Origin of the sequence: Halomonas sp. BC1, from assembly GCF_002078135.1 — a bacterium.
Lineage (GTDB): Bacteria > Pseudomonadota > Gammaproteobacteria > Pseudomonadales > Halomonadaceae > Vreelandella > Vreelandella stevensii.
This window is the reverse complement of record NZ_LFGS01000006.1, coordinates 80,100-103,310: the sequence shown is the minus strand read 5'-3', so window position 1 is coordinate 103,310 and position 23,211 is coordinate 80,100. Positions and strand designations below refer to the sequence as shown.

The window sequence follows — 23,211 nt, the reverse complement described above, 5'->3', positions numbered from 1 at the left end:
GGCACCTGCCGTGACCGCGACCAAACCGGCAATGGCACCGTTGATCGCATACATGACGTCGGCATAACGACGAATACGCCAGCCCATCAACATGGCCGATAGAATGCCGCCTGTCGCGCCCAGCAGGGTGTTGGCGATAATGCCAGGAATGGCACTGGTCAATGCCAGGGTACTGCCACCATTGAAGCCAAACCAGCCCAGAATCATGAACAGTGCGCCCAGCATGGCCAGCGGCAGGTTGCCCGCTGGAAAAGGGTTGGCGTTAACGCCGTCGCGAAAGCGCCCGGTGCGGGGGCCAATCACCAGAACGGCGGCCAGGGCCACCCAGCCGCCCACGCTATGCACTACCGTGGCTCCGGCAAAGTCGACGAACCCACGAGCGGCCAGCCAGCCGGGCGTGCCACCGAGTAAGCCCCCCCACGCCCAGTGGCCAAACACTGGGTAGATCAATAGTGCTATCCAGAAGGCTGTCCATAGGTAGCCCAGGAAAGGCATGCGTTCAGCCACTGCGCCCGCCACGATAGTGGCTGCGGTGGCGCAGAACATGGCTTGAAAGATGAACACGGTCATCAGCCAGGAGTTGCTGGTCTCCATCTCCCAGCCGAATAACGACAGCCCTAACCAACCCCCTTGGGAAACACCGAACATCATGCCAAAGCCAATCAGCCAGAAAACCGTCACCGAAACCGCAAAGTCGGCCAGGTTTTTCATGGCGACGTTAATGGCATTCTTGGTGCGGGTAGTGCCTGCCTCCAGGCACAGGAATCCCGCTTGCATGACGAACACCATGGCGGCGGCCCACAGCACCCATAAGGTATCGAGAAGCCTCATCTCCAGAATCATTGCCATGTGCGGGTCCTTGTTGATGCTTTTGTCGCTGCCTGGTGCAGGGTTTGCACTGCATTGGTGCTTCGGGGGTGGGTAAATGCGTCACTGTCGGGTGACGAGAGCAGGAATCCCTGTCGCCGTGACGAACGCTTTCAGCACTGCTAATGTGAATCAAGCAAATGTCATGCCGTGGCTAGTGAACTCCTCCTTATTTTGGTTTTTTACGTGATTAAAAACTGAAATATAGGTAAAAAACGGTATTTATGACTGTGCAATTGCTCTTTGAATGGTGATATTTTTCAATTCACTGAAGTGCTGCCGGGGAGAGTGCTGGTAGCACCATCATCTTTCGGAAAGGAGTGCATCAAAATGGCGCGTCAAACAGTGGTTTTAGGGGCAGGGATGGTCGGCGTCAGTATCGCCTGGCAACTGCAAAAGCGCGGTTTTCAGGTCACCTTGATCGATCGCCGCCAGCCTGGTCGTGAAACCTCGTTCGGTAACGCGGGCATTATCCAGCGTGAGGCGGTACGGCCGTATCCGTTTCCTCGCGATATGAAAACCATTTTGAGCGTGCTGCCTAACCGTCGTGTCGATATTCGCTACCGGCCCACCGGCATGATCAAGGCGGCCTCTCCGCTGCTCAGTTATTGGCACCACTCGTCGTCGCGGCTCTACAAGAAGATCGTCCCGGAGTACGCCTCGCTGATCCAGCTGTGTCTCGACGCCCACGCGCCGATGATCGAAGCGGCAGGTGCCGATGCGTTGGTACGTCGCGAGGGCTGGCTGGAGATCTATCGAACCCCCGAGAAGCTGGCCAAGCGTGTCAAGGAAGCAGAGGAAGCCCGCGATCTCTATGGTGTGCAGTTTGCGGTGCTCGACCGCCAGGGGGTTGCCGAAAAAGAGCCCCAGCTGGGAGAGCAGATCATCGGGGCCATTCATTGGCTAGACCCCTGGACCGTTGCTGATCCCGGTGGTCTGGTAGCGGCCTACGCCGAGTCGTTCGTTGCTTTGGGTGGCCAGCTGGTACAAGCGGAGATCACCGGCGTCAGTCAGCAGGGGGCGCAGTGGCAGGTGAGCACCGCCACCGATACCTTCACGGCAGATGATGTGGTGATGGCACTGGGCCCTTGGGCGGGAGAGTGGATGAAGTCGCTGGGCTACCACTTCCCGACGTTCGTCAAGCGTGGCTACCATATGCACTACGCCACGCAACCGGACACCAGGCTGCATTATTGGCTGATGGATGCAGAAGTCGGCTACCTGCTGGCGCCCATGAACGCTGGCGTGCGGCTGACCACGGGGGCGGAGCTGGATCGCCTGGAATCGCCGGCCGATGAAGAGCAGCTAGGGGCGGCAGAGAGCGTGGCGCGGACCATTTTTCCGCTGGCCGATCGCAAGGACGAGCGTGCCTGGAAGGGCGCGCGTCCTTGTCTGCCGGACATGAAACCGGTGATTGGCCCGGCGCCACGCCATCCAGGCTTGTGGCTGGCGTTCGGGCATGGTCACCAGGGCTTTACGCTGGGGCCTGCTACCGGCCAACTGCTGGCTGACATGATGGAGAATAAACCCCCGGCCATCGATATGGCGCCGTTCCGCGCGGACCGCTTCTAGATGCCAAGTGGCGTTCCGGTTTGTTTGGCACCCGGAAGGGATGTTTGCTAGGCTGTAGATGAAATTCCGCTAGATGGAGGTTCCACAATGGATGTCGCAGTCAGTAATACGGTCAGCACTGCGCTTTACATGAACCAGGCGCAAACTGTGGAACAGGCGCAGATGCAAATGTTCAGAGATGCGCTGGAGCAGCAAGCCGATCAGGTCACGGAAGTATTGGCTTCGGCCGATGCGGCAGCGCAGCCTGAGCTTGCTCAGGAAGGTAGCGTCGGTACGCAGATCAACACCTTTGCCTGAAGCTCTCGCTTTTTGATCCCCAAACGCCGACCTTGTCGGCGTTTTTGCTTTGGTATGCCGCAGGCAGGGAGTTGCGTTACCATAGGCGCACCCCGCCACTGGTCTGGCGCTTTTTTTGGTTATTACGCAGTCCCCCTATTTAGAGAACTCCATGTCTGACGCTCAATTAGCGCGCGAAGCAGAGCTACGCCGCACCTTTGCCATTATTTCCCACCCTGACGCCGGTAAAACGACTATCACCGAAAAAATGCTGCTGTTCGGAAACGCCATTCAGATGGCCGGTTCGGTGAAAAGCAAGCGCAATGATCGCCATGCGACGTCCGACTGGATGAAGATGGAGCAGGAGCGGGGCATCTCGGTGACCACGTCGGTCATGCAGTTCCCCTACGGCGGACGAATCGTCAACCTGCTGGACACTCCAGGACACGAGGACTTCTCGGAAGACACGTACCGCACCCTGACCGCCGTCGACTCTGCACTGATGGTCATCGATGGGGCCAAGGGTGTCGAAGATCGCACCATCAAATTGATGGAGGTGTGTCGACTGCGTACCACGCCCATCCTCACCTTCGTGAACAAGATGGACCGCGATATTCGTGACCCCATTGAAGTCATGGACGAAGTGGAGACGGTGCTCAACATCCAGTGCGCCCCGATGACCTGGCCCATTGGCATGGGGCGGCACTTCAAGGGGGTCTATCATCTCTACAACGACGTGATTCACCTCTATACCCAGGGGCAGGGCAGCCGTATCCCTGACGACAAGCGTATCGAAGGGTTGGACAACCCGGAGGTGGATGCCATTCTGGGCGAAGAGCAGGCCGAAGAGCTGCGCATGGAAGTCGATCTGGTGCGCGGCGCCTCCCATGAGTTCGACCTGGAAGCCTATCGTCGTGGCGAGCTGACTCCTGTCTATTTTGGTACCGCCATGGGTAACTTCGGTGTGCGTGAAATGCTCGACGGCTTCGTCGAGTACGCGCCATCGCCGCAGCCCCGCGAGACCGATACTCGAGAAGTCACGGCCCAGGACGATCGCTTTACCGGTTTCGTTTTCAAGATCCAGGCCAACATGGACCCGAACCACCGTGACCGCATTGCCTTTCTGCGGGTGTGTTCCGGCAAGTACGAAAAGAACATGAAGATGCGCCATGTGCGCATTGGCAAGGACGTCAAGATTGCCGATGCGCTGACCTTCATGGCCTCGGACCGCTCCCACGTGGAGGAGGCCTGGCCCGGCGATATCATCGGCTTGCACAACCACGGCACCATTCAGATTGGTGACACCTTTACCGTGGGTGAAGACATGCGCTTCATGGGCATCCCGCACTTCGCGCCGGAGCTGTTCAAGCGCGTGCGCCTGAAAGACCCGCTGAAGATGAAAGCACTTCAGAAAGGCCTGCAGCAGCTATCGGAGGAAGGGGCTACTCAGGTCTTCATGCCGCTGGATAACAATGACCTGATTCTTGGCGCAGTAGGTACGCTGCAGTTCGACGTCGTCGCACACCGCTTGAAGGAAGAGTACAAGGTCGATTGTCTCTACGAAGGTGTCAACGTGCAGACGGCTCGCTGGGTCTATTGTGACGATGCGAAAATGCTGGAAGAGTTCAAGCGCAAGGCAAGTGCTAACCTGGCGATCGATGGCGGTGGCTACCTGACCTATATTGCCCCGACCCGGGTCAATCTGCAAATGACCCAGGAGCGCTGGCCGGATATCCGTTTCCAGCCGACCCGAGAGCACTAATCTCAAGACTCGCCTCAAGAGGCCTACCCAAACGAGAGCGCTTGCCATGCTCATTGACGCCCACTGCCACCTGGATGCCACGGAGTTCGATGAAGACCGAAAGGCCGTCATCGCCGCGGCCAGGGCCGTGGGCGTCACCGGTTTCATCGTGGCTGCCACGGTGCGCCAGCGCTGGCAGAATGTGCTGGCGCTGGGCGAGAGTGACGGGGTCAGCATCTGCCTCGGGCTTCACCCCTATTTCATTGCTCGGCATCACGCCGATGACCTGGCGGCGTTGGAGGCGCTGGTCAAGCAGCAGTTGACCCGCCCGGAAACCGCTCTGGTGGCGATTGGCGAGTGTGGTATCGATGGTCGCTTCAGCGAGAGTCTCTCGCAGCAGTGGGAGTATTTCGATGCCCAGCTCGGTATCGCGAGCCGTTGCCAGCTTCCCCCTGTCGTGCACTGTGTGAAGGCCAACGATGACGTGGCCAAGCGGCTTCATCAATGGGCACTGGCGAGGCCCGGCATGATCCATGCCTTTGCCGGTTCCTACCAGCAGGCCGCAAGGTTTCTGGATGCGGGGTTTGTACTGGGGCTGGGAGGCGCCGTCACCTACGCTCGTGCTCAGCGCCTGCATCGCGTGGTGGCCAAATTGCCGGATGATGGCTTCGTGCTGGAAACCGATAGCCCCGATATGCCGCTGAGTGGCTTCCAGGGGCAGCGCAATGAACCTTCGCGCGTGAAGCACGTCGCTGAGCAGGTGGCTAAGCTGCGTCAGCAATCGCTGGAACACGTCGCAGCGCTGAGCAGTGCCAACGCTGCACGTATTTTTGGCCTGTGAGTGCCGTCTCGCTGGCGCTAGCTCAATTGAGCCGCTAGCGCCTCAGGGTCCAGGCGCTCAATGGGGTAAGGTAGCGCGTGCAAGGTCACTGGCTGCGCTTGCCAGTAGACGGAGATCTGCTCCTCCGCCACTTTGGTATTCATGACCGCCAGCAGTTCTACCTGCTGTTCGTCACTGAACGCGCTGTTGACGACTTCACCCAGGGCTTTCCCTTCCTTATCTACCAGGCTGTCACCTATCTGGGGTAATGCGCTGGCGCTCACGTGCGCAGGCACCAGGCGTTTTTGACCTGGCCGCGAAAGTGCGCCCGAGCGACGACTTCTTGCCCGGTATAGCAGCCCTTTTTGAAGCTGATGCCGCCCAGCGCTTCCCAGTTGAGCATTTGTGGCAGGAAGTGATCCTGCTGTGCCGCCGTCAACCAGGCGAGGCCGCTACGGATGTCTGCCAACTGCCAGGCTTGCTGTAGCGTCTCTTGCGAAGCCTTCTCTGGGGGTGTCTCTTCCAGCATCAGCAGCCAGCGAGGAGTGCCCGGCATACGCAGGGCGGTGCCCAAGGGGCTGGTATGATGCGTATAGGCCTGATCGGGCAACGTCACGCCTGCCTGCTCGAGTAGCGAGGTGTCCGGGGCGCTGCTGCCCACGAACGTTACGGATGTGGCAATCGTCAGCTCGGCCTTGTAGAAAGCGGCAAACTTTTTCAAATGGTTGGCCAGAGGCTCGGCCAGCGAGGCGTCGAGAACCAGCCGATAGTGCTGTGGCGCCAGGCGCAGCAGCTGGGCATTGGCCAACATGCGCCCTTTGGGGGTGCAAAAGCACGTCAGAGGGGCGAAGTGTCCATTGGCGAGGCCAACCTGGGCGCTGGTTTGACCCTGGAGAAATTTTTCGGCATCAGGGCCCGTGACGTCCAGCGCTGCCAGGTGCGTCAAATAAACGGTACCGGTGAAGGGGTGAGTCTCGGCGGTGGCCATGGTCTCTCCTGAAGATGAAAGCTGCGCGACATGAAGTGAAAGGCGCGGCAATAGGTTACGCTAGGTGCGGGCAGTGGGCTGCAATTGCAAGCGCACTTGCGCGTGCTAAACTTCAACTCCACGTATCGGTCTTGCACAAGAATTTTTGCGTCGTATCGCCGATTGATCCCGCTAGCATATACTTAACAAGACTCATTAACACATAAAAGGGCAGCGCATGGCAGTGCAATCACTCAGTTTTCAAGGGGTTTCCAACGCTGATCAGGTGAACAAGATCACCACGGCATTGATGATGCTGGATGGGGTGGACAGCGCCGAAGTAGGGCGTCATGGCGCCGAAGTGGAAGGACGCGCCAAGCGCGACGCGCTGATCAAGGCGGTCGAACAGCTCAAACTACCCATCAAGGTGTCGTGAATGCATCCGCCTATCGTGGTGATCAGTGAGCGCAACCGAGCGTTTCGCCAGCGTATCGAGGTCAATGGCCTGGAAGACCTCTACGCAGACGTGCCCGCAGTGGTGGGTGGCGATGAAAGTGCGCCGGACCCTCACGACTATTTCGACATTGCTTTGGGAACCTGCAAGGCCATTACCGTACAAATGTATGCCAAGCGCAAGCAGTGGCCGTTGGAAGGCATTACGGTCACGGTGCAGCGAGACGACCAGGATGAAAAGAAGGGCGTTTACCGGCTGGCCGTTCAGCTCGAACTGCACGGTATCAGCGACCCTGAGCAGAAAGCCAAGCTGGAAGAGATCAGCCACAAATGCCCCATTCAGCGGTTGATGACCCAGGCCACCATCGAGATCACCACTTGCACCGAGTGACCACCCCAGGAGCCATGATGAGCAAGGAATTTCGTCTGCAGTCAAAATTCAAGCCTGCGGGCGACCAGCCCACCGCGATCCGCAGCCTGGTAAGCGGCCTGGAGTCGGGCCTGGCCCACCAGACGTTGCTGGGCGTGACCGGCTCCGGCAAGACCTTCACCATGGCCAACGTGGTGCAGCAACTACAGCGGCCGACCATCGTCATGGCGCCCAACAAGACGCTGGCGGCCCAACTGTACGGCGAATTCAAGGCGTTCTTTCCCGACAACGCCGTCGAATATTTCGTCTCCTACTACGACTACTATCAGCCGGAAGCGTACGTACCTTCCTCGGACACGTTCATTGAAAAAGATGCCTCGATCAATGATCACATCGAGCAGATGCGGCTGTCCGCTACCAAGGCGCTGCTGGAAAGGCGTGATGCCTTGATCGTTGTGTCGGTATCGGCGATCTATGGTCTGGGTGACCCGGACCAGTATCTGAAAATGCGCCTACACTTTACCCGCGGCGAGCTGATCGATCAGCGTGCCTTCCTGCGCCGATTGGCGGAGCTGCAGTACACGCGCAACGACATGGACTTTCGTCGCGGCACCTACCGTGTGCGTGGTGATGTAATCGATATCTTTCCGGCCGACGCCGATGAAGAGGCTGTGCGTGTCGAGCTCTTCGACGATGAGATCGACTCCATTCGCCTGTTTGACCCGCTGACGGGGGATATACGTGGCCAGGTACCGCGCATGACGATCTACCCGAAGTCGCACTATGTCACCCCTAGGGAAACCATCCTGGAGGCCATCGATGCCATCAAGGGGGAGCTGAAAGAGCGGCTCGAATGGCTGAGAAAGCATGAGCGGCTGGTGGAAGCCCAGCGCCTGGAACAGCGCACTCTCTATGACATCGAAATGATGCTGGAGCTGGGTTACTGCAACGGCATCGAAAACTACTCGCGCTACTTGTCTGGCCGTGCTCCTGGCGAGCCGCCGCCGACATTTTTCGATTACCTGCCCGACGATGCGCTGCTCTTCATCGATGAGTCCCACGTCAGCGTGCCCCAGGTGGGTGGCATGTACAAAGGTGACCGCTCCCGCAAGGAAACGCTGGTGGAGTACGGCTTCCGCCTGCCTTCCGCGCTGGACAACCGGCCGATGAAGTTCGAAGAGTGGGAGTCGATTTCGCCACAGACCATCTTCGTATCGGCCACCCCGGGGCCTTATGAAGCAGAGCATGCCGGTCAGGTGGTCGAACAGGTGGTGCGCCCCACGGGGCTGCTTGATCCGCAAATCGAAGTGCGCCCTGCCAGCACCCAGGTCGACGATCTGCTGTCCGAAATCGGCTTGCGCACCGCAGTGGGCGAGCGCGTGCTGGTGACCACGCTGACCAAGCGTATGGCCGAGGATTTGACCGACTATCTCGACGAACACGATATTCGGGTGCGCTACCTGCACTCCGATATCGACACTGTCGAGCGGGTGGAAATCATCCGCGATCTACGGCTGGGCAAGTTCGATGTGCTGGTGGGGATCAACCTGTTGCGCGAAGGGCTGGATATTCCAGAAGTGTCGCTGGTCGCCATTCTGGACGCGGACAAGGAGGGCTTCCTGCGTGCCGAGCGTTCGTTGATTCAGACCATTGGCCGCGCGGCGCGTAACGCCAATGGTAAAGCGATTCTCTACGGTGACCGGATTACCGACTCGATGCGCAAGGCCATCGACGAAACCGAGCGCCGCCGCGCCAAGCAGATGGCCCATAACGAAGAGCATGGCATCACGCCGACCACCGTGACGCGTTCGGTGGCCGACATTCTCGAAGCCGCCCAAACGCCCGGCAAGAAGAGCTCCCGCCGACGTGGCAACGAGCGCAAGGTGGCCGAGCCTGAGGGTAGCTATGACGTGGCGTCCATGAGTCGGCAAGACCTGCTGGCGGCCATCAGCAAGCTGGAAGACGCCATGTTCGAGGCCGCCCAGAACCTGGAGTTCGAAGAGGCGGCGAGATTGCGTGATCAGGTGCACCGCATGAAAGAACAGCAGCTGGCGCTGGGATAGGCGATGCCTGAAGGCCCTGAAATCCGGCGTGCCGCGGATCGTATCGAGAAGCAGCTTAGTTATACCGTTATCTTGTCTGTTGATGATTCGTCAGACCAAAGCCTTACGCTCAGATCAGTAGCGTGGGCCTGTATTGGCTGCCGTGGCTGTTTCAATACGGTATACTTCCCGCACACTTAGACGACCGAGAAGGTCGCGCTCAGCACGATAACCGAGGAGCTGTTCATCCATGACCGTGATTCGCCAGGACGACGTGATTCAAAGCGTTGCCGATGCTCTGCAGTACATCTCTTACTATCATCCCAAGGATTTCATCGATGCCATGGCAGCCGCTTATGAGCGCGAAGAGAATCCGGCGGCCAAGGATGCCATTGCTCAGATCCTGATCAACTCACGGATGTGCGCCACGGGCCATCGTCCCATCTGCCAGGATACCGGCATCGTGACGGTATTCGTGCATGTCGGCATGAACGTGACCTGGGACGCGGATCTCAGCCTGGATGACATGATCAACGAAGGCGTACGCCGGGCCTACCAGTTGCCCGATAACGTTCTGCGTGCATCGGTCCTGGCGGACCCGGATGGCAAGCGCCAAAACACCAAGGACAATACGCCCGCCATCATCCATCACAAGATCGTGCCTGGCGACAAGGTCGAGATTCACGTGGCAGCGAAGGGCGGCGGTAGCGAGGCAAAATCGAAGTTTGCCATGCTCAACCCTTCCGACAGCGTGGTGGATTGGGTCATGGAACAGTTGCCCAAGATGGGTGCTGGCTGGTGCCCGCCCGGCATGCTCGGTATCGGGATTGGTGGAACCGCCGAAAAGGCCATGGAAATCGCCAAGGAAGCGCTCCTCGATCCGATCGACATCCAGGACCTTCAGGCACGTGGCCCCAGCAACCGGGCAGAAGAGCTGCGTCTGGAGCTGTTCGACAAGATCAACAAGAGTGGTATCGGTGCCCAGGGCCTGGGCGGCTTGACCACGGTGCTGGATATCAAGGTCAAGGATTATCCCACCCATGCGGCCAACAAGCCGGTGGCCATCATTCCCAACTGTGCGGCGACGCGTCATGCGCACTTCACTCTGGATGGTTCCGGTGCCGTCTCGTTGCCAGCTCCCAAGCTGGAAGATTGGCCGGAAATCACTCGTGAAGCGGGTGATAACGTCAAGCGCGTGAATCTCGATACGGTCACTCCTGAAGAGGTCAGCACCTGGCAGCCAGGCGACACGCTGCTGCTCAACGGAAAACTGCTGACCGGCCGTGATGCGGCGCACAAGCGTATGGTCGACATGATCTCCAAAGGTGAGCCGCTGCCGGTAGACATGAAAGGTCGCTTCATCTACTACGTTGGGCCAGTAGATCCGGTAGGTGATGAAGTCGTTGGGCCAGCTGGGCCAACGACCGCCACTCGTATGGACAAGTTCACCCGTACCATGCTGGAAGAGACCGGGCTGCTGGGGATGGTGGGCAAGGCCGAGCGTGGCCAGGCGGCCATCGACACGATTCGCGACAACCAGGCCGTCTATCTGATGGCGGTCGGGGGCTCTGCCTATCTGGTGGCCCAGGCCATCAAGAAGTCTCGTGTAGTAGGCTTCGAGGACCTTGGAATGGAAGCCATCTATGAGTTCGAGGTGGAAGACATGCCGGTCACGGTCGCCGTCGATAGCCAGGGCACGTCGGTGCATCAGACGGGGCCTGCCAAGTGGAAAGAAATCATTGCCCAAAAGGCCTGATGGACGATTGGCAACCTGTGTGACCAGATGAGTGATCGGAAGCCCCGTCCCAGGCGGGGCTTCTCCGCATGGTCGCTATAGAAAAACAGCAAGATGTCCTGATGATGACGAGGAAGCGTTAATGGCCTCATGGCTGCTAGGCACGGCGTTCATGATGATCCACGTTCTGGGGATGGTCTCGGCAGTAATGGCGTTGATGTCCAGTCGGACACCCCAGGGTGCCGTCGCGTGGATCATTTCACTGCTGACCTTTCCCTATATCGCTTTACCCGCCTACTGGTTTTTTGGACGCCCCCGCTTCTATGGCTATGTGACCGCACGCGGTGCAAGAGATACGGTGCTGCGCAGAGTCTTGGTGCGCTATCGCCACAACATCAAGCCTCACGTGGTCGAGTCCACCAATACCGATATCAAGGCCGTGGAGCAGCTGGCGATGATGCCGCTGACCCGAGGTAATCACCCACAGCTGCTGATCGATGGGCAAGCAACGTTCGACAGCTTGTTCGAAGGCATCGCCCAGGCTCGGCACTATCTGTTGCTGCAATTCTTCATCGTGAGGGATGACGCACTGGGACGTGAGCTGCAGCAGCATCTCGTGAGCGCGGCAAAACGTGGTGTGCGTGTCTATTTTCTCTACGATGAAATTGGCAGCCGCAAACTGCGAGACGGTTATTTCAAAGAGCTGAAGCAGGCAGGTGTCGAAGTGACCCCGTTTCGATCGTCGCGTGGCATCAAACACCGCTTCCAGCTCAACTTCCGCAACCACCGCAAGATTGCCGTGGTGGATGGGGAGCAGGGGTGGGTAGGCGGCTTCAATGTCGGCACAGAGTATCTGGGGCAGAGCAAGAAGCATGGCCCTTGGCGTGATACTCATCTGTTACTGCACGGTCCTAGCGTACTCGGCCTCCAGGAGGCGTTCTGGGAAGATTGGCACTGGGCCACAGGGGAAGTGATTACGCTGAACTGGCACGCGGCACCCGCCGCGGGGCATGACCAACAAGTGGTTATCGTGCCGTCGGGGCCTGCGGACAAGCAGGACACGGCAGGACTGCTGGTGCAGCAGCTGATTCACAGTGCCAACGAACGTTTCTGGGTCACCAGCCCGTATTTCGTGCCGGACCAGAGCGTTCAGGATTCATTGAGACTGGCGGCCATGCGCGGTGTAGATGTGCGTGTGATGATCCCGGAGCGGCCGGATCACTTGCTGGTCTTCCTGTCGGCATTCTCGTTCTTGCCAGAGATGCTCAAGGCAGGTGTTAAAATATACCGTTATCAGCCTGGCTTTCTACACCAAAAAGTCATGCTTATCGACAACAGCTCATCTGCCGTCGGTACGGTCAATCTTGACAATCGCTCGTTCAGGTTGAACTTCGAGATTACCGCCTTCATACCCAGTGCAGATTTTACTCAGCAAGTGGCCGAGATGCTGGAAGCCGATTTTGCTCAGTGTCGGCGCGTCACCCTCGATGAAGTCAGCCAGCGCCCGATGTGGAAAAAAGTCGTATCCCGCGCTGCGTACCTGATGTCACCCGTTCAGTAGCGACTGGGCCAGCCGCAATCACAAAGCCAATAAACAAAGGGAGTGTTGGGTGAATCTTGAAACAAAATGGTTAGAGGATTTTGTGGCACTGGCCAATACGCGCAGTTTCTCTGCATCTGCCAGACAGCGTCATGTGACCCAGCCTGCCTTTAGTCGTCGTATCAGGGCGCTGGAACAAGCGGTGGGAGTCACCCTGGTGGACCGTTCGACGACACCTGTCGGGCTCACCTCGGAAGGGCAGCTTTTTTTGGTCACTGCGCGCAACCTGGTGGAGCAACTCAATGAATCACTCAGCCATTTGCGTGGCCTCTCCATTGCCAATGAAGCGCTGGATATCGTGGCTGCCCACTCCCTGGCACTGAGCTTTTATCCGCCCTGGATATCTCGGCTGCAGAAGGGGCTGGGCGAACTGCCGACGCGCTTGGTGGCCATGAACGTGGGAGAGGCGATTCACGTTCTGCGGGAGGGCAACTGTGACCTCATGTTGGCTTACTATGACCCGTTTGCCACCATGCAGCTGGACGCCGAAGTGTTCCCCTCGTTTTCGATTGGCAAGGTCAAGATGTTGCCGGTGTCACTCCCGGATGAGCAGGGCAAGCCGCTGTTCTCGCTGCAGCGTGATCAGTCGATTCCCTACCTGGCCTATACGCAGGGTGCTTTCCTCGGTCGCAGTGTGCGCATGCTGCTGAAGAACGATCCGCTACGCATGAAGCTACGCACCGTGTACGAAACCGCCATGGCCGAGGGCCTGAAGGGCATGGTGTTGCAAGGGGTCGGCGTGGCCTGGATTCCCGACTTCTGCATTCGTGAAGAGTTGAAGAGCGGTCGGCTGGTTCGGGCAGGAGATGAGGGGTGGGATATTCCTCTGGAAATCCGTTTGTATCGTTGCTCGCTGGTGCACAAGCCCGGTGTAGAGCGCCTCTGGCGGCAGATGATGAAGCTGCCGCGCGATTTTCTGCAGGGCTAAGCGCCACCCAGATTGGCTGGCAGCCCCAGGAAATTTTGAATGATAAAGAAGTGATCTTCAAATAGGCTCTCTGGCTCCAGGTCGGCCAGCGCCACCCATCGGGCATGCTCGCCGCCTTTGACCGGCTTCAAGCGAGGTAGCTGTTGGTCGGGAGTCAGCGCAAAGTAGAAGGCTTCGGCCAGCGTGCGCCCGCGCCAGCTGCGATGGGGCTCATCGAACAGACGCTGGCCGCGTAGCGATCCTTTCAGCACCGGCTCCGGCACCTTGAGCCGCAGGCGTTCGCGCAGCTCGCGCAGGCAGGCATCCAGCAGGCGTTCGTGGGGATTGATGAAGCCGCCGGGCAGGGCAAACAGCCCCTTGCCCGGGGCGGCGGTACGCTTGACCAACAACACATGGCCGGATTGCACCACCACGGCATTCACCGTGACGAAAATGGGCGGGTAGGGAGCCTTGGCCCATGCCTGGCGATACTGGTCCAACAAGTGCTGCTCCTCCAGCAGTTGATGATAGGCGTCGCCCTTGCAGAACTGCCCCACGCTTTTGACCACTCCGGGGGGGAGGTCGTGAAACGCTCCGGTGCTTAGATAGTCGCCGGTGGCGTCCGGTGAGCGAAATAGACGCTCACGAATCTGACTTGCTGAAATTCCCTCCACCAGCGGAACGCTGACCGACTCCCACTGAGGAAACAGCGAAAGATAGTAGCTGGATTGGCCTCGACTGGCTCCGATCAGGCCGATACGTGGCAGGCGCGCGTTGGCTGGAGTGGCCAGGTCACGCACCTTGCGCTGTACATCCCGTACCCAGACATCGTCATTATAAAGAGCGTCCAGCAGTGGGGTGATTTCCAGGCGGCGGTTCTCGGCCTCGTCGAACGCCGAGCGGATCATGGCCTGACGCTCATTGAAGTGCCAAGGGTTACGCAAGGAGCGCGCTTGCCACGAAGAGCCGACCATGACGATGACCTGACGTGCCTGCTTGAGGGCTTCGCGGATGATGGCCAAATGGCCCAGGTGCGGCGGCTGAAAACGACCGATGAATACCAGGCAGTCGAATTCGTGGGTCGATGTCGTGGGGGCCGCATCCAATGTCATGGGGTGTCCTTGTTCGCTGATCAGTTGGTCGTCAGGCGAGGCCATTATGGTCAGAGCGCTAACGCTGTGCAATGCACCAAACCCTGCGCTCAACGGTTTCATTCGGTATGCTTACCTACTGATAGCAATAGTGGCGTTATAAAAAAGGACGCTGGGAATGGTTTTAAAGGGAATAACTATGCTGAAGCGCACGCTCGTTTTCTGGTGGAACGTGGTACAAGATGCAGTCTCGCTATGGTTGGAGCGTAATGCCTTCAGCTACGCTGGTTCGCTGGCGTTCTATACGCTTTTTTCGCTGGCTCCGACGATCATTATTGCGGTCACCGTGATCGGGGTGGTGCTGGGGGATGATGCCGCTCAAGGGCAAATCGTGGCGCAGCTTCAAGGCACGTTAGGGGCCGAGGCTGCCCAGGCGGTGGAACAGGCGGTTGCCCAGTCGCGTATCGAAGAGTCCGGGCTGCTGCCTACTGTTTTAGGGGTGGTTGCACTGCTGGTGGGTGCCACCACGGTCTTTGCTCAGATGCAGTTTTCGCTCAACACCATCTGGGGCGTCACGGCCAAGCCTACCAGCAACAGCGCCTTCATTTTCATCAAGACGCGCCTGCTGTCGCTGACCGTCGTATTGTCGATTGGCTTCATTCTGCTCGTTTCTCTGGTGCTGGGCGTCTTCCTGCGCAGCATGCTGCACGCCACCAGTGACCTGCTGCCCATCGCGACCATCGTCACTACCACTGCCGAGTCGCTCATCTCGCTGGCCATGGTGACCTTGCTGTTTGCCACTATCTTCAAAGTGCTGCCCGATGTGGTGTTACGCTGGCAGGACGTGCTGATCGGCGCGCTGGTAACGGCGATTCTGTTTACGATAGGCCGTAGCCTGATCGCCATCTATCTGGCCTATACGGCCACCGCATCTACCTATGGTGCCGCGGGATCGGTGGTGATGATCCTGCTGTGGGTGTACTACAGTTCATTGATACTGTTGTTCGGTGCGTCGTTTACCCGTTCGCTGCTGCTGCGCCGGGGGCGCCCACTGGTGCCCCGCAACAGCGCCGTATTGGTACGCCAGGAACTGCTTTGATGAACAGGAGGCTGTCATGTCACAGTGCTGTTTGCGTGCAATAGTGTCAGGGAAGGTTCAAGGAGTCGGGTACCGCCGTGCTACCCAGGAGCAGGCGCTACAGCGCGGGGTCACCGGGTATGCGAAAAATCTGCCCGACGGCCGCGTGGAAGTCATCCTGTGTGGCTCGGCGGACGCCGTCGCCGAGCTGAGTGAGTGGCTGTGGCAGGGGCCTTCTGGGGCCAGGGTGTCGCATGTATCGTTGGCAACCCTGGCCCAATATCACGCTCCCGGCCATTTTGCGACGTTTTAGCGTGTCACCGCGTCATGCGGTCTGCTCTGCCTGCCAGTCAGTGATGTTTTTTGCGGTCAGCAAGACGATGTTCTGGCGCGCTTCGGGGGTGATCCAGGCGTTGTGCGGCGTAACGATCAAGTTGAGCGGCTCTCCTGCTGCCAGGGCATCCAGCAACGCATGCCCCTGGCGGGGGGGCTCGGCGGGCAGCACGTCAACGGCCAGCCCGCCCAGCGCTCCTTTGCGCAGCGCCTCCAGAGCGGCCTCTTCGTCGATGATGCCGCCGCGCGCGCAGTTGACCAGTAGCAGTGAAGGCTTGGCCTTGGCCAAACGCGCTTGATTGATCAAGTGTCGTGTATCGTCGTTCAGAGGGCAGTGCAGGCTAATGACATCGGCGTGGGGCAGCAGGTCGTCCAGGGCCGGGCGCTTATCGGCGGCTTCGTTGCCAGGCCGCGCGGCGAAGGTCACCTGCATGCCGAAAGCCTCGGCCAGACGAGCGACTTCCGAGCCCAGCTCGCCACTGCCTACCATGACCAGTTGCTTGCCAGCCAGCTGCAGCGTCGGGTGGTTCTGAAGGCAGAAGAAATCACTTTTCTGCCAAGCTCCTGCGGCGATATCTGCCTGATAGCGCGACAGGCGATTGGCCAGCGACAGCATCAGCATCAGCGTGTGCTGAGAGACACTGGCCGTGCCGTAGGCGGAGACGTTCTTGACGACGATGCCATGCGCCTTGGCTGCGTCAAGATCGATATTGTTCAATCCCGTGGCCAGGACACAGATCAGCCGTAGCGAAGGCAACTGCGACAACGTGTCGGCGTCCAGTGTGACCTTGTTGACGATGGCGATATCCGCGTTCTTCAGGCGCTCGCGGGCCTGTTCTGGGGTGCTTTGTTGATAGGTTTCCAGGTGATCGACGGCCTCATGAATCGGCGTCAGGTCGATATGGGGGCCCAGGCTTTCTGCATCCAGCATTACCGCATGAGGCATGTTGTTTTCTCCATTGGCTGCCAAGTGGCGCTTGGTCTTGCCCGGCAGGGGGCACAAAAGGGTATAATGTTCGCGCTATCAACCGCAGTCTTGGAATTTATCCCAGCAGGCCACATATTGTCAGCTCGGCGGCCTAGTCGTTCGCCACTTTTCTGTAAATATCAGTCTGTTGACGTTGTGCTTTTCAGGAGCCCTCAACATGCCTATCTATGAGTACGAGTGCAAGGCCTGCGGCCATCGCATGGAAAAACTACAGAAGGTCAGCGCTGATCCGCTGACTCAATGCCCCGCTTGCCAGCAGGATGACCTCGAACGGCTGGTGTCTGCGGCAGGCTTTCGTCTGGCCGGTGGCGGCTGGTACGAAACCGATTTCAAAACCGGTAGCAAAAAGAACCTTGCTGCTGGCGGTGGCTCGGCTGGCTCCTCGTCCAGCGACACCAGCACGCCATCCCCCAGCAAAGGCGCCGCGGCTTAGCCGCGGCGGTCAGCCGAGGTAGTTGGCGACCCCTTACATAGTCACGCAACAGAACAGGAAGAGACATGCGCAGCCATTATTGCGGCCAGCTGAACGAAACATTGGTGGATCAAACGGTCACCGTCTGCGGTTGGGTACATCGCCGTCGTGATCACGGTGGGGTTATCTTTCTCGACATGCGCGACCGCGATGGGATTGCGCAATTCGTCGTCGACCCCGATACCGCCGAGGCGTTTGCTAATGCCGACCGTGCGCGCAGTGAATATGTTCTGCGTATTACCGGGCGTGTTCGCCTGCGTCCCGAAGGCACCCAGAATCCCAACATGCCGACGGGCATGATCGAAGTGCTGGCCAAGGAAGTCGAGGTGCTCAACACCGCCCTCACACCGCCTTTCCAGCTGGACGAGCACGGCAAGGTGGGTGAAGAGGTGCGTTTGAAGCATCGTTACATCGACCTGCGCCGCCCGGACATGATCGAGAAGCTGCGTCTACGCTCGCGTATTTCACACAGCGTTCGTGCATTCCTCGAAGGCCAAGGGTTTCTGGACATCGAAACGCCCATCCTGACCCGGGCAACGCCGGAGGGTGCACGTGATTACCTGGTGCCGAGCCGTACCCATGCGGGTAGCTTTTTTGCACTGCCGCAGTCGCCGCAGCTGTTCAAGCAACTGCTGATGGTGGCGGGCTTTGACCGCTACTACCAGATTGCCAAGTGCTTCCGTGACGAAGACCTGCGTGCCGACCGTCAGCCAGAGTTTACCCAGATCGATATCGAGGCCTCGTTCGTCGAGGAAAACGATATCATGGGCATCACCGAAGCCATGATCCGCCAGCTGTTCCAGGAAGTGCTGGATGTCGAGCTGCCGGAGTTCCCGCGCATGACCTGGCAGGAAGCCATGGATCGCTTCGGCTCCGACAAACCGGACCTGCGCATTCCGTTGGAGCTGACGGATGTCGATGACCTGATGCAGCAGGTGGATTTCAAGGTGTTCTCTGGTCCTGCCAGTGCGGAAGATGGCCGTGTAGCTGCCTTGCGTGTGCCGGGTGGCGCCAAGCTGTCGCGCAAAGAGATCGATGAATACACCAAATTCGTCGGTATCTACGGCGCCAAGGGCCTGGCCTGGATCAAGGTCAACGAGCGCGCCAAGGGGCTGGAAGGCCTGCAGTCGCCCATCGTCAAGTTCATGGAGAACGTCGTCGAGGAACTGCTCGATCGCGTGGGTGCAGAAGATGGTGACATCATCTTCTTCGGTGCCGACAAAACGCGCATCGTCAACGAAGCCATCGGCGCACTGCGTGTCAAGCTGGGCGCTGATCTGGCCATGTATACCCAGCCCTGGGCGCCGCTGTGGGTGGTCGATTTCCCGATGTTCGAAGCCGATGATCAAGGCCGCCTGAGCCCGCTGCACCATCCCTTCACGGCGCCTTCCTGCACGCCGGAAGAGCTCAAGGCCAACCCGGCCGCCGCGCTATCGCGTGCTTACGACATGGTGCTGAACGGTACCGAGCTGGGCGGTGGCTCCATTCGTATCCACGATCAGTCCATGCAGAGCACCGTGTTCGACATTCTGGGGATTGGCCAGGAGGAAGCGCAGGAGAAGTTTGGCTTCCTGCTGGATGCCTTGCAGTACGGCGCGCCGCCCCATGGTGGTTTGGCCTTCGGTCTGGACCGCCTGGTCATGCTGATGGTCGGTGCCAAAACCATCCGTGAAGTCATCGCCTTCCCGAAAACGCAAAGCGCGGGCTGCTTGATGACCGATGCCCCCGGCGAAGTCAGCCCCGAGCAGCTCAAGGAGCTGAGCATTCGCCTGCGCCAAAAGGCCAAGGCGGAGACAGCGGGCGAATAGTCTCTTTATTGTTTGCCAGTGGTAGTCAACACCGACGCTCTGCGTCGGTGTTTTGTTATGTGTCACGCTAGGGTCATGCGTTACCAGGAGTCAGTGCATGGAAGGAAATCAGTCCGCAGCAGCCGTGCGGATCATGGGTATCGACCCTGGGTCACGGATTACCGGCTACGGCATCATTGATCTGGAAGGCATGAAGCCTCGCTATGTGGCCAGCGGCTGTATCCGTACCTCTGATGGGGCGCTGGAGCAGCGCTTGGCGCAAATCTATGCGGGTCTGAGTGAAGTGATCGGCCTGTATCGACCTGAAGCGGTGGCGGTAGAGCGTGTGTTCATGGCCAAGAATGCCGACTCGGCGCTAAAGCTGGGGCAAGCCCGCGGCGCCGCGCTGGTATGCCTGGCCAACCATGGGCTGAGTGTTTCCGAGTATGCGGCTCGGCATATCAAGCAGGCCGTCACGGGGCATGGTGGTGCCGAGAAAACACAGGTACAGCACATGGTGACGACGCTGTTGCAGTTGACTGCCACGCCTCAAGCCGATGCGGCCGATGCGTTGGCCATTGCCTTGACCCACGCGTTCACCGGAAGCAGGCGAGTGCCCTCCGAGGCCAAGCAGGGCACACGACGCTCTTCAGGGCGCTGGCGGTTATAGCCGTTACTGGTCATCTGTACAGAGTCGCTTTATAGTGGCTTACCGTTTTCACTATCCGCGAGCACTCCTATGATTGGTCGGTTAACTGGTTTATTGGTCGAAAAGCATCCGCCCTGGATCGTGGTGGATGTCCATGGCGTAGGCTACGAACTGGAAGCCTCCATGAACACGCTGGTGGCGCTGCCTGCGCCAGGTGAAAACGTCTCGTTATATACGCACTTGACCATTCGCGACGATGCCCATTTGCTGTATGGCTTCGGCCGTGAGCATGAGCGTGCGCTGTTTCGCGCCTTGATCAAGGTCAGCGGGGTAGGCCCCAAACTGGCGCTGGCGATTCTATCGGGCATGGATGAAGACGCCTTCATGCGCTGCGTGCGCGACGATGACAGTAAAGCACTGACCCGTTTGCCGGGCGTGGGCAAGAAGACGGCCGAACGACTGATCATCGAAATGCGCGATCGCTTTCCCGATTGGGAACAGCGCCATGCCCCGTTGGCCCTGGAGGCCACCAGCGGTCGCCCAGCCCCGCGCGACAGCCTGGCCGATGCCGAAGCAGCGCTGGTCAGCCTTGGCTACAAGCTGACGGAAGCCGCTAAAATGCTGGCCGATGTAGATCCCAATCAATCCACCGAAGCGTTGATCAAGGCGGCGTTGACTCAGCGCATGAGCGGCTAAACAGGCTCCATGTGGTAATCAGTAGCGTGCCGGATGTCGTTGAGCGCCGGCGTTGATCAGACCCAGTAGAAGAGTTGCCATGCTAGAACATGACCGATTGATTGCCGCTGAACCGGAGCATGGGGAAGTGCGCATCGATCACGCCATTCGGCCCAAGCGCCTGCAGGACTACATTGGTCAGCCCCGAGTCCGTGAGCAGTTGGAAATCTTTATTGGCGCGGCCAGATTGCGGGAAGAGAGCCTCGACCACACTTTGGTGTTTGGCCCACCAGGCTTGGGTAAAACGACGCTGGCCAATATCATTGCTACTGAAATGGGCGTTGGGCTGAAGTCGACCTCTGGCCCGGTGCTCGAGCGGGCCGGTGACCTGGCTGCGATGCTGACCAACCTGGAGCCAGGTGACGTTCTGTTCATCGATGAGATACATCGCCTTTCGCCCGTGGTGGAAGAGGTCCTCTATCCCGCCATGGAAGACTTTCAGCTCGACATCATGATTGGTGAAGGACCTGCGGCGCGCTCCATCAAGCTCGACCTTCCCCGCTTTACGCTGGTGGGAGCGACCACGCGAGCAGGGCTGCTGACCTCGCCGCTGCGCGATCGCTTCGGTATCGTCCAGCGTCTGGAGTTCTACAATCTCGAAGAGCTGACGGAAATCGTGGCTCGTTCGGCACGCCTGCTAGGGGTGGAAACCAGCCGAGAAGGCGCGGTGGAAATTGCACGGCGCTCGCGGGGGACGCCTCGCATCGCCAATCGCCTGCTGCGCCGCGTACGTGACTATGCCGAGATCAAGGGCAACGGGGTGGTCGATGTGACCCTTGCCGATGCCGCCTTGAACATGCTCAACGTCGACCATCATGGCCTGGACCATATGGATCGCCGCCTGCTGCTGGCCATGATCGACAAGTTCGACGGTGGGCCTGTCGGGGTCGATTCGCTCTCCGCCGCGATTGGCGAGGAGCGGGATACCATCGAGGACGTTATCGAGCCTTATCTGATTCAGCAGGGCCTGATGATGCGTACACCACGGGGGCGGGTCGTGACGCGCCAGGCGTGGCAACACTTCGAGCGGGTGGTGCCCGACAGCGCCATGAGTGCAGAAGGGGAGCGGCGACCATGAGCGATGGTTTTGCCATGCCGGTGCGCGTTTATATCGAAGATACTGACGCGGGCGGTATTGTCTACTACGTTAACTATCTGAAGTTTATGGAACGCGCCCGCAGTGAATGGTTGAGAGAATTGGGCTTGAATCAGCAAACGCTGCTAGACGAAGGGACGCAGCTAGTGGTATACCGCATTGCCTGCCGCTATGCCAAGCCAGCACGTCTCGATGATGCGCTGACCGTAACGGCCACCATGGCCAATCAAGGCCGCTGTCGAATGACATTCGAGCAGCAGGTGTGGCGAGACAAGGAACTCTTGTGCTCCGCCACAGTCGAGATAGCCTGCTTGAGTGCTGATACCTTACGGCCCAAAGCGTGGCCAGTATCGCTCGATCTTTCTGTGTCGGCTCACTAGCCGACCTTCAGTGTGATCTCGTGCTAGCTAAACCCGGTGAAATGACCACCGCTACCCTGTCGCCATGGCGACACTAATAGATTGAAGAGGGCAACTGTGAACGATAACACCATGTCCATACCCCACTTGATAATGAGTGCCAGCACCGTCGTGCAGCTCGTCATGTTACTGCTGGTGGTGGGGTCGATCCTCTCTTGGGTGGTGATTTTCCAGCGCAGCATGGCATTGCGTCGTGCCAAGCAGGAGTACAATCAATTCGAAGAGTCATTCTGGTCGGGTGTCGACCTCAATGAACTGTACCGTGAGATCCCCGCCGATGATCCACGTCACGGCGCAGAGCACATCTTTCAATCCGGCTTTCGTGAATTCAACCGCCTGATGTCCAGGACGCGTAACGCGGACACGATCCTCGAAGGCGTCCAGCGCAGCATGCGCGTTGCCTGGTCGCGGGAAGAAGACCGCCTTACCCAGCACCTGGTTTTTCTGGCCACTGTGGCATCGGTCAGCCCTTACGTCGGCCTGTTCGGTACGGTTTGGGGCATCATGGGTTCGTTCCAGTCGCTCTCCATGACCCAGCAAGCCACCCTGGCCACCGTGGCGCCCTGGATTGCCGAAGCCCTGATCGCTACTGCCATGGGCCTTCTGGCAGCGATTCCTGCCGTTATCTTCTATAACCGTCTTTCCAACGAAGCCGCTCGCCTACTGGGCAGGTACGAAAATTTTGCTGAAGAATTCCACGCGATCCTGCATCGCAATTTGCAAGGCCGCGATGGCAAGCCGCAAGCCTGATGCCCGCTAAAGGAGTTCGTTATGCAAGGTTCGTTTAATCGCGGCGGCAAGAAAAAGCCCATGGGGGAGATCAACGTCGTCCCCTTCATCGACGTCATGCTGGTGCTGCTGGTCATTTTCATGATCACGGCCCCCATGTTGACACAAGGGGTGCAGGTGGATTTGCCGCAGGTCTCCTCGGAGCCTATCGAAACTCAGGAAGATAGTGATCCGATCATTATTTCGGTGGATCGTGACGGCGGCTATTTCATTACCCTGGGTGAAGACACCAGCAATGTCTCTCTGGAGCAGATTTCCGAACGCGTCATTGCCATTCTCCAGCGTAGGCCCGGCACACCTGTCATGGTTCGCGGCGACCGCAGCGTGCCTTATGGCCAGGTCGTCATGTTGATGAGCACCCTGCAACGCTCTGGTGTAGCGAACGTTGGGCTGCTCTCAGAGCCGCCGCAAGATGGCTAAGGGC

At 58.9% G+C, this 23,211-nt stretch carries 24 protein-coding genes and 1 pseudogene; 20 read left to right on the top strand and 5 right to left on the bottom strand.

The window, feature by feature from the left end:
• Positions 1–849 (bottom strand): annotated as a pseudogene (locus B7L72_RS06095) (ammonium transporter); the annotation flags it as partial.
• 348 nt (positions 850–1,197) lie between these two features.
• Here B7L72_RS06095 and B7L72_RS06090 point away from each other — a divergent pair.
• From B7L72_RS06090 to B7L72_RS06075, 4 genes are all read left to right on the top strand, one after another.
• A complete protein-coding gene (locus B7L72_RS06090; protein WP_081193230.1) occupies positions 1,198–2,439 on the top strand; it encodes an NAD(P)/FAD-dependent oxidoreductase in 1,242 nt (413 codons plus the stop codon).
• A gap of 87 nt (positions 2,440–2,526) precedes the next feature.
• On the top strand, positions 2,527–2,736 hold the full coding sequence (locus tag B7L72_RS06085; protein WP_039178020.1) for a putative motility protein: 210 nt from the start codon (positions 2,527–2,529) through the stop codon (positions 2,734–2,736).
• A 151-nt stretch (positions 2,737–2,887) separates the two neighbouring features.
• Positions 2,888–4,477, top strand: a complete 1,590-nt coding sequence (locus tag B7L72_RS06080; RefSeq protein WP_081135561.1) for a peptide chain release factor 3 — start codon at positions 2,888–2,890, stop codon at positions 4,475–4,477.
• A 46-nt stretch (positions 4,478–4,523) separates the two neighbouring features.
• The gene (locus B7L72_RS06075) at positions 4,524–5,297 is read left to right on the top strand and encodes a TatD family hydrolase (protein WP_081135563.1); all 774 of its coding nucleotides are present in this window, start codon (positions 4,524–4,526) and stop codon (positions 5,295–5,297) included.
• A gap of 17 nt (positions 5,298–5,314) precedes the next feature.
• On the opposite strand, the gene B7L72_RS19090 is transcribed toward B7L72_RS06075, so the two are convergent.
• Both B7L72_RS19090 and ygfZ read right to left on the bottom strand, forming a co-directional pair.
• Positions 5,315–5,560: a hypothetical protein gene (locus B7L72_RS19090; protein ID WP_446718554.1), complete on the bottom strand. Its 246-nt coding sequence runs from the start codon at positions 5,558–5,560 to the stop codon at positions 5,315–5,317.
• Positions 5,557–6,264: a CAF17-like 4Fe-4S cluster assembly/insertion protein YgfZ gene (gene ygfZ / locus B7L72_RS06070; RefSeq protein ID WP_446718553.1), complete on the bottom strand. Its 708-nt coding sequence runs from the start codon at positions 6,262–6,264 to the stop codon at positions 5,557–5,559. Before ygfZ ends, B7L72_RS19090 begins: the two co-directional genes overlap by 4 nt.
• Before the next feature lie 217 nt (positions 6,265–6,481).
• Here ygfZ and B7L72_RS06065 point away from each other — a divergent pair, with 217 nt between their 5' ends.
• From B7L72_RS06065 to B7L72_RS06040, 6 genes are all read left to right on the top strand, one after another.
• Positions 6,482–6,679 carry a hypothetical protein gene (locus B7L72_RS06065; RefSeq protein ID WP_016913800.1) on the top strand — a complete coding sequence of 66 codons (198 nt, stop codon included), beginning with the start codon at positions 6,482–6,484 and terminating at the stop codon, positions 6,677–6,679.
• Positions 6,680–7,087 carry an OsmC family protein gene (locus tag B7L72_RS06060; protein ID WP_081193228.1) on the top strand — a complete coding sequence of 136 codons (408 nt, stop codon included), beginning with the start codon at positions 6,680–6,682 and terminating at the stop codon, positions 7,085–7,087.
• 17 nt (positions 7,088–7,104) lie between these two features.
• A complete protein-coding gene (gene uvrB, locus B7L72_RS06055; protein WP_081193226.1) occupies positions 7,105–9,129 on the top strand; it encodes an excinuclease ABC subunit UvrB in 2,025 nt (674 codons plus the stop codon).
• A 229-nt stretch (positions 9,130–9,358) separates the two neighbouring features.
• A complete protein-coding gene (locus tag B7L72_RS06050) occupies positions 9,359–10,864 on the top strand; it encodes a fumarate hydratase (protein WP_081193224.1) in 1,506 nt (501 codons plus the stop codon).
• 121 nt (positions 10,865–10,985) lie between these two features.
• Entirely contained in the window at positions 10,986–12,404 is a 1,419-nt protein-coding gene (cls, locus tag B7L72_RS06045; protein WP_081193222.1) for a cardiolipin synthase, read from the top strand.
• A 49-nt stretch (positions 12,405–12,453) separates the two neighbouring features.
• The gene (locus tag B7L72_RS06040; protein WP_016913806.1) at positions 12,454–13,371 is read left to right on the top strand and encodes a LysR substrate-binding domain-containing protein; all 918 of its coding nucleotides are present in this window, start codon (positions 12,454–12,456) and stop codon (positions 13,369–13,371) included.
• Here B7L72_RS06040 and B7L72_RS06035 read toward each other — a convergent pair.
• Positions 13,368–14,462 (bottom strand): bifunctional nicotinamide-nucleotide adenylyltransferase/Nudix hydroxylase, encoded by a 1,095-nt coding sequence (locus B7L72_RS06035; RefSeq protein ID WP_016913807.1) that lies wholly within the window; start codon positions 14,460–14,462, stop codon positions 13,368–13,370. The two genes, B7L72_RS06040 and B7L72_RS06035, sit on opposite strands and share 4 nt — an antisense overlap.
• Positions 14,463–14,640: 178 nt before the next feature.
• Between B7L72_RS06035 and B7L72_RS06030 the strand changes: the two genes are divergently transcribed.
• Together B7L72_RS06030 and yccX are read left to right on the top strand one after the other, a co-directional pair.
• Positions 14,641–15,540 carry a YihY/virulence factor BrkB family protein gene (locus B7L72_RS06030; protein ID WP_081193220.1) on the top strand — a complete coding sequence of 300 codons (900 nt, stop codon included), beginning with the start codon at positions 14,641–14,643 and terminating at the stop codon, positions 15,538–15,540.
• Between the two features lie 16 nt (positions 15,541–15,556).
• The gene (gene yccX, locus B7L72_RS06025) at positions 15,557–15,832 is read left to right on the top strand and encodes an acylphosphatase (protein ID WP_081193218.1); all 276 of its coding nucleotides are present in this window, start codon (positions 15,557–15,559) and stop codon (positions 15,830–15,832) included.
• 12 nt (positions 15,833–15,844) lie between these two features.
• Here the strand turns inward: yccX and B7L72_RS06020 are convergent, their stop codons facing one another.
• On the bottom strand, positions 15,845–16,798 hold the full coding sequence (locus B7L72_RS06020; protein ID WP_081193216.1) for a D-2-hydroxyacid dehydrogenase: 954 nt from the start codon (positions 16,796–16,798) through the stop codon (positions 15,845–15,847).
• A gap of 199 nt (positions 16,799–16,997) precedes the next feature.
• On the opposite strand from B7L72_RS06020, the gene B7L72_RS06015 reads away from it, so the two are divergent.
• The 8 genes from B7L72_RS06015 (at position 16,998) to tolR (ending at position 23,207) form a co-directional block, all read left to right on the top strand.
• A complete protein-coding gene (locus B7L72_RS06015) occupies positions 16,998–17,273 on the top strand; it encodes an FmdB family zinc ribbon protein (RefSeq protein WP_016913811.1) in 276 nt (91 codons plus the stop codon).
• A gap of 65 nt (positions 17,274–17,338) precedes the next feature.
• Positions 17,339–19,120 (top strand): aspartate--tRNA ligase, encoded by a 1,782-nt coding sequence (gene aspS / locus B7L72_RS06010; protein WP_081135586.1) that lies wholly within the window; start codon positions 17,339–17,341, stop codon positions 19,118–19,120.
• A gap of 97 nt (positions 19,121–19,217) precedes the next feature.
• On the top strand, positions 19,218–19,769 hold the full coding sequence (gene ruvC, locus B7L72_RS06005; RefSeq protein WP_081135588.1) for a crossover junction endodeoxyribonuclease RuvC: 552 nt from the start codon (positions 19,218–19,220) through the stop codon (positions 19,767–19,769).
• A 69-nt stretch (positions 19,770–19,838) separates the two neighbouring features.
• A complete protein-coding gene (ruvA, locus tag B7L72_RS06000) occupies positions 19,839–20,444 on the top strand; it encodes a Holliday junction branch migration protein RuvA (protein ID WP_081193214.1) in 606 nt (201 codons plus the stop codon).
• A 79-nt stretch (positions 20,445–20,523) separates the two neighbouring features.
• On the top strand, positions 20,524–21,561 hold the full coding sequence (gene ruvB / locus B7L72_RS05995) for a Holliday junction branch migration DNA helicase RuvB (RefSeq protein ID WP_081193212.1): 1,038 nt from the start codon (positions 20,524–20,526) through the stop codon (positions 21,559–21,561).
• Complete coding sequence (ybgC, locus tag B7L72_RS05990) at positions 21,558–21,959, top strand: tol-pal system-associated acyl-CoA thioesterase (RefSeq protein WP_016913816.1); 402 nt, start codon at positions 21,558–21,560, stop codon at positions 21,957–21,959. Before ruvB ends, ybgC begins: the two co-directional genes overlap by 4 nt.
• A gap of 111 nt (positions 21,960–22,070) precedes the next feature.
• Positions 22,071–22,748, top strand: a complete 678-nt coding sequence (tolQ, locus tag B7L72_RS05985; protein WP_230478432.1) for a protein TolQ — start codon at positions 22,071–22,073, stop codon at positions 22,746–22,748.
• A 21-nt stretch (positions 22,749–22,769) separates the two neighbouring features.
• A complete protein-coding gene (gene tolR / locus B7L72_RS05980) occupies positions 22,770–23,207 on the top strand; it encodes a protein TolR (RefSeq protein ID WP_081135593.1) in 438 nt (145 codons plus the stop codon).
• The last annotated feature ends 4 nt before the right edge of the window (positions 23,208–23,211 follow it).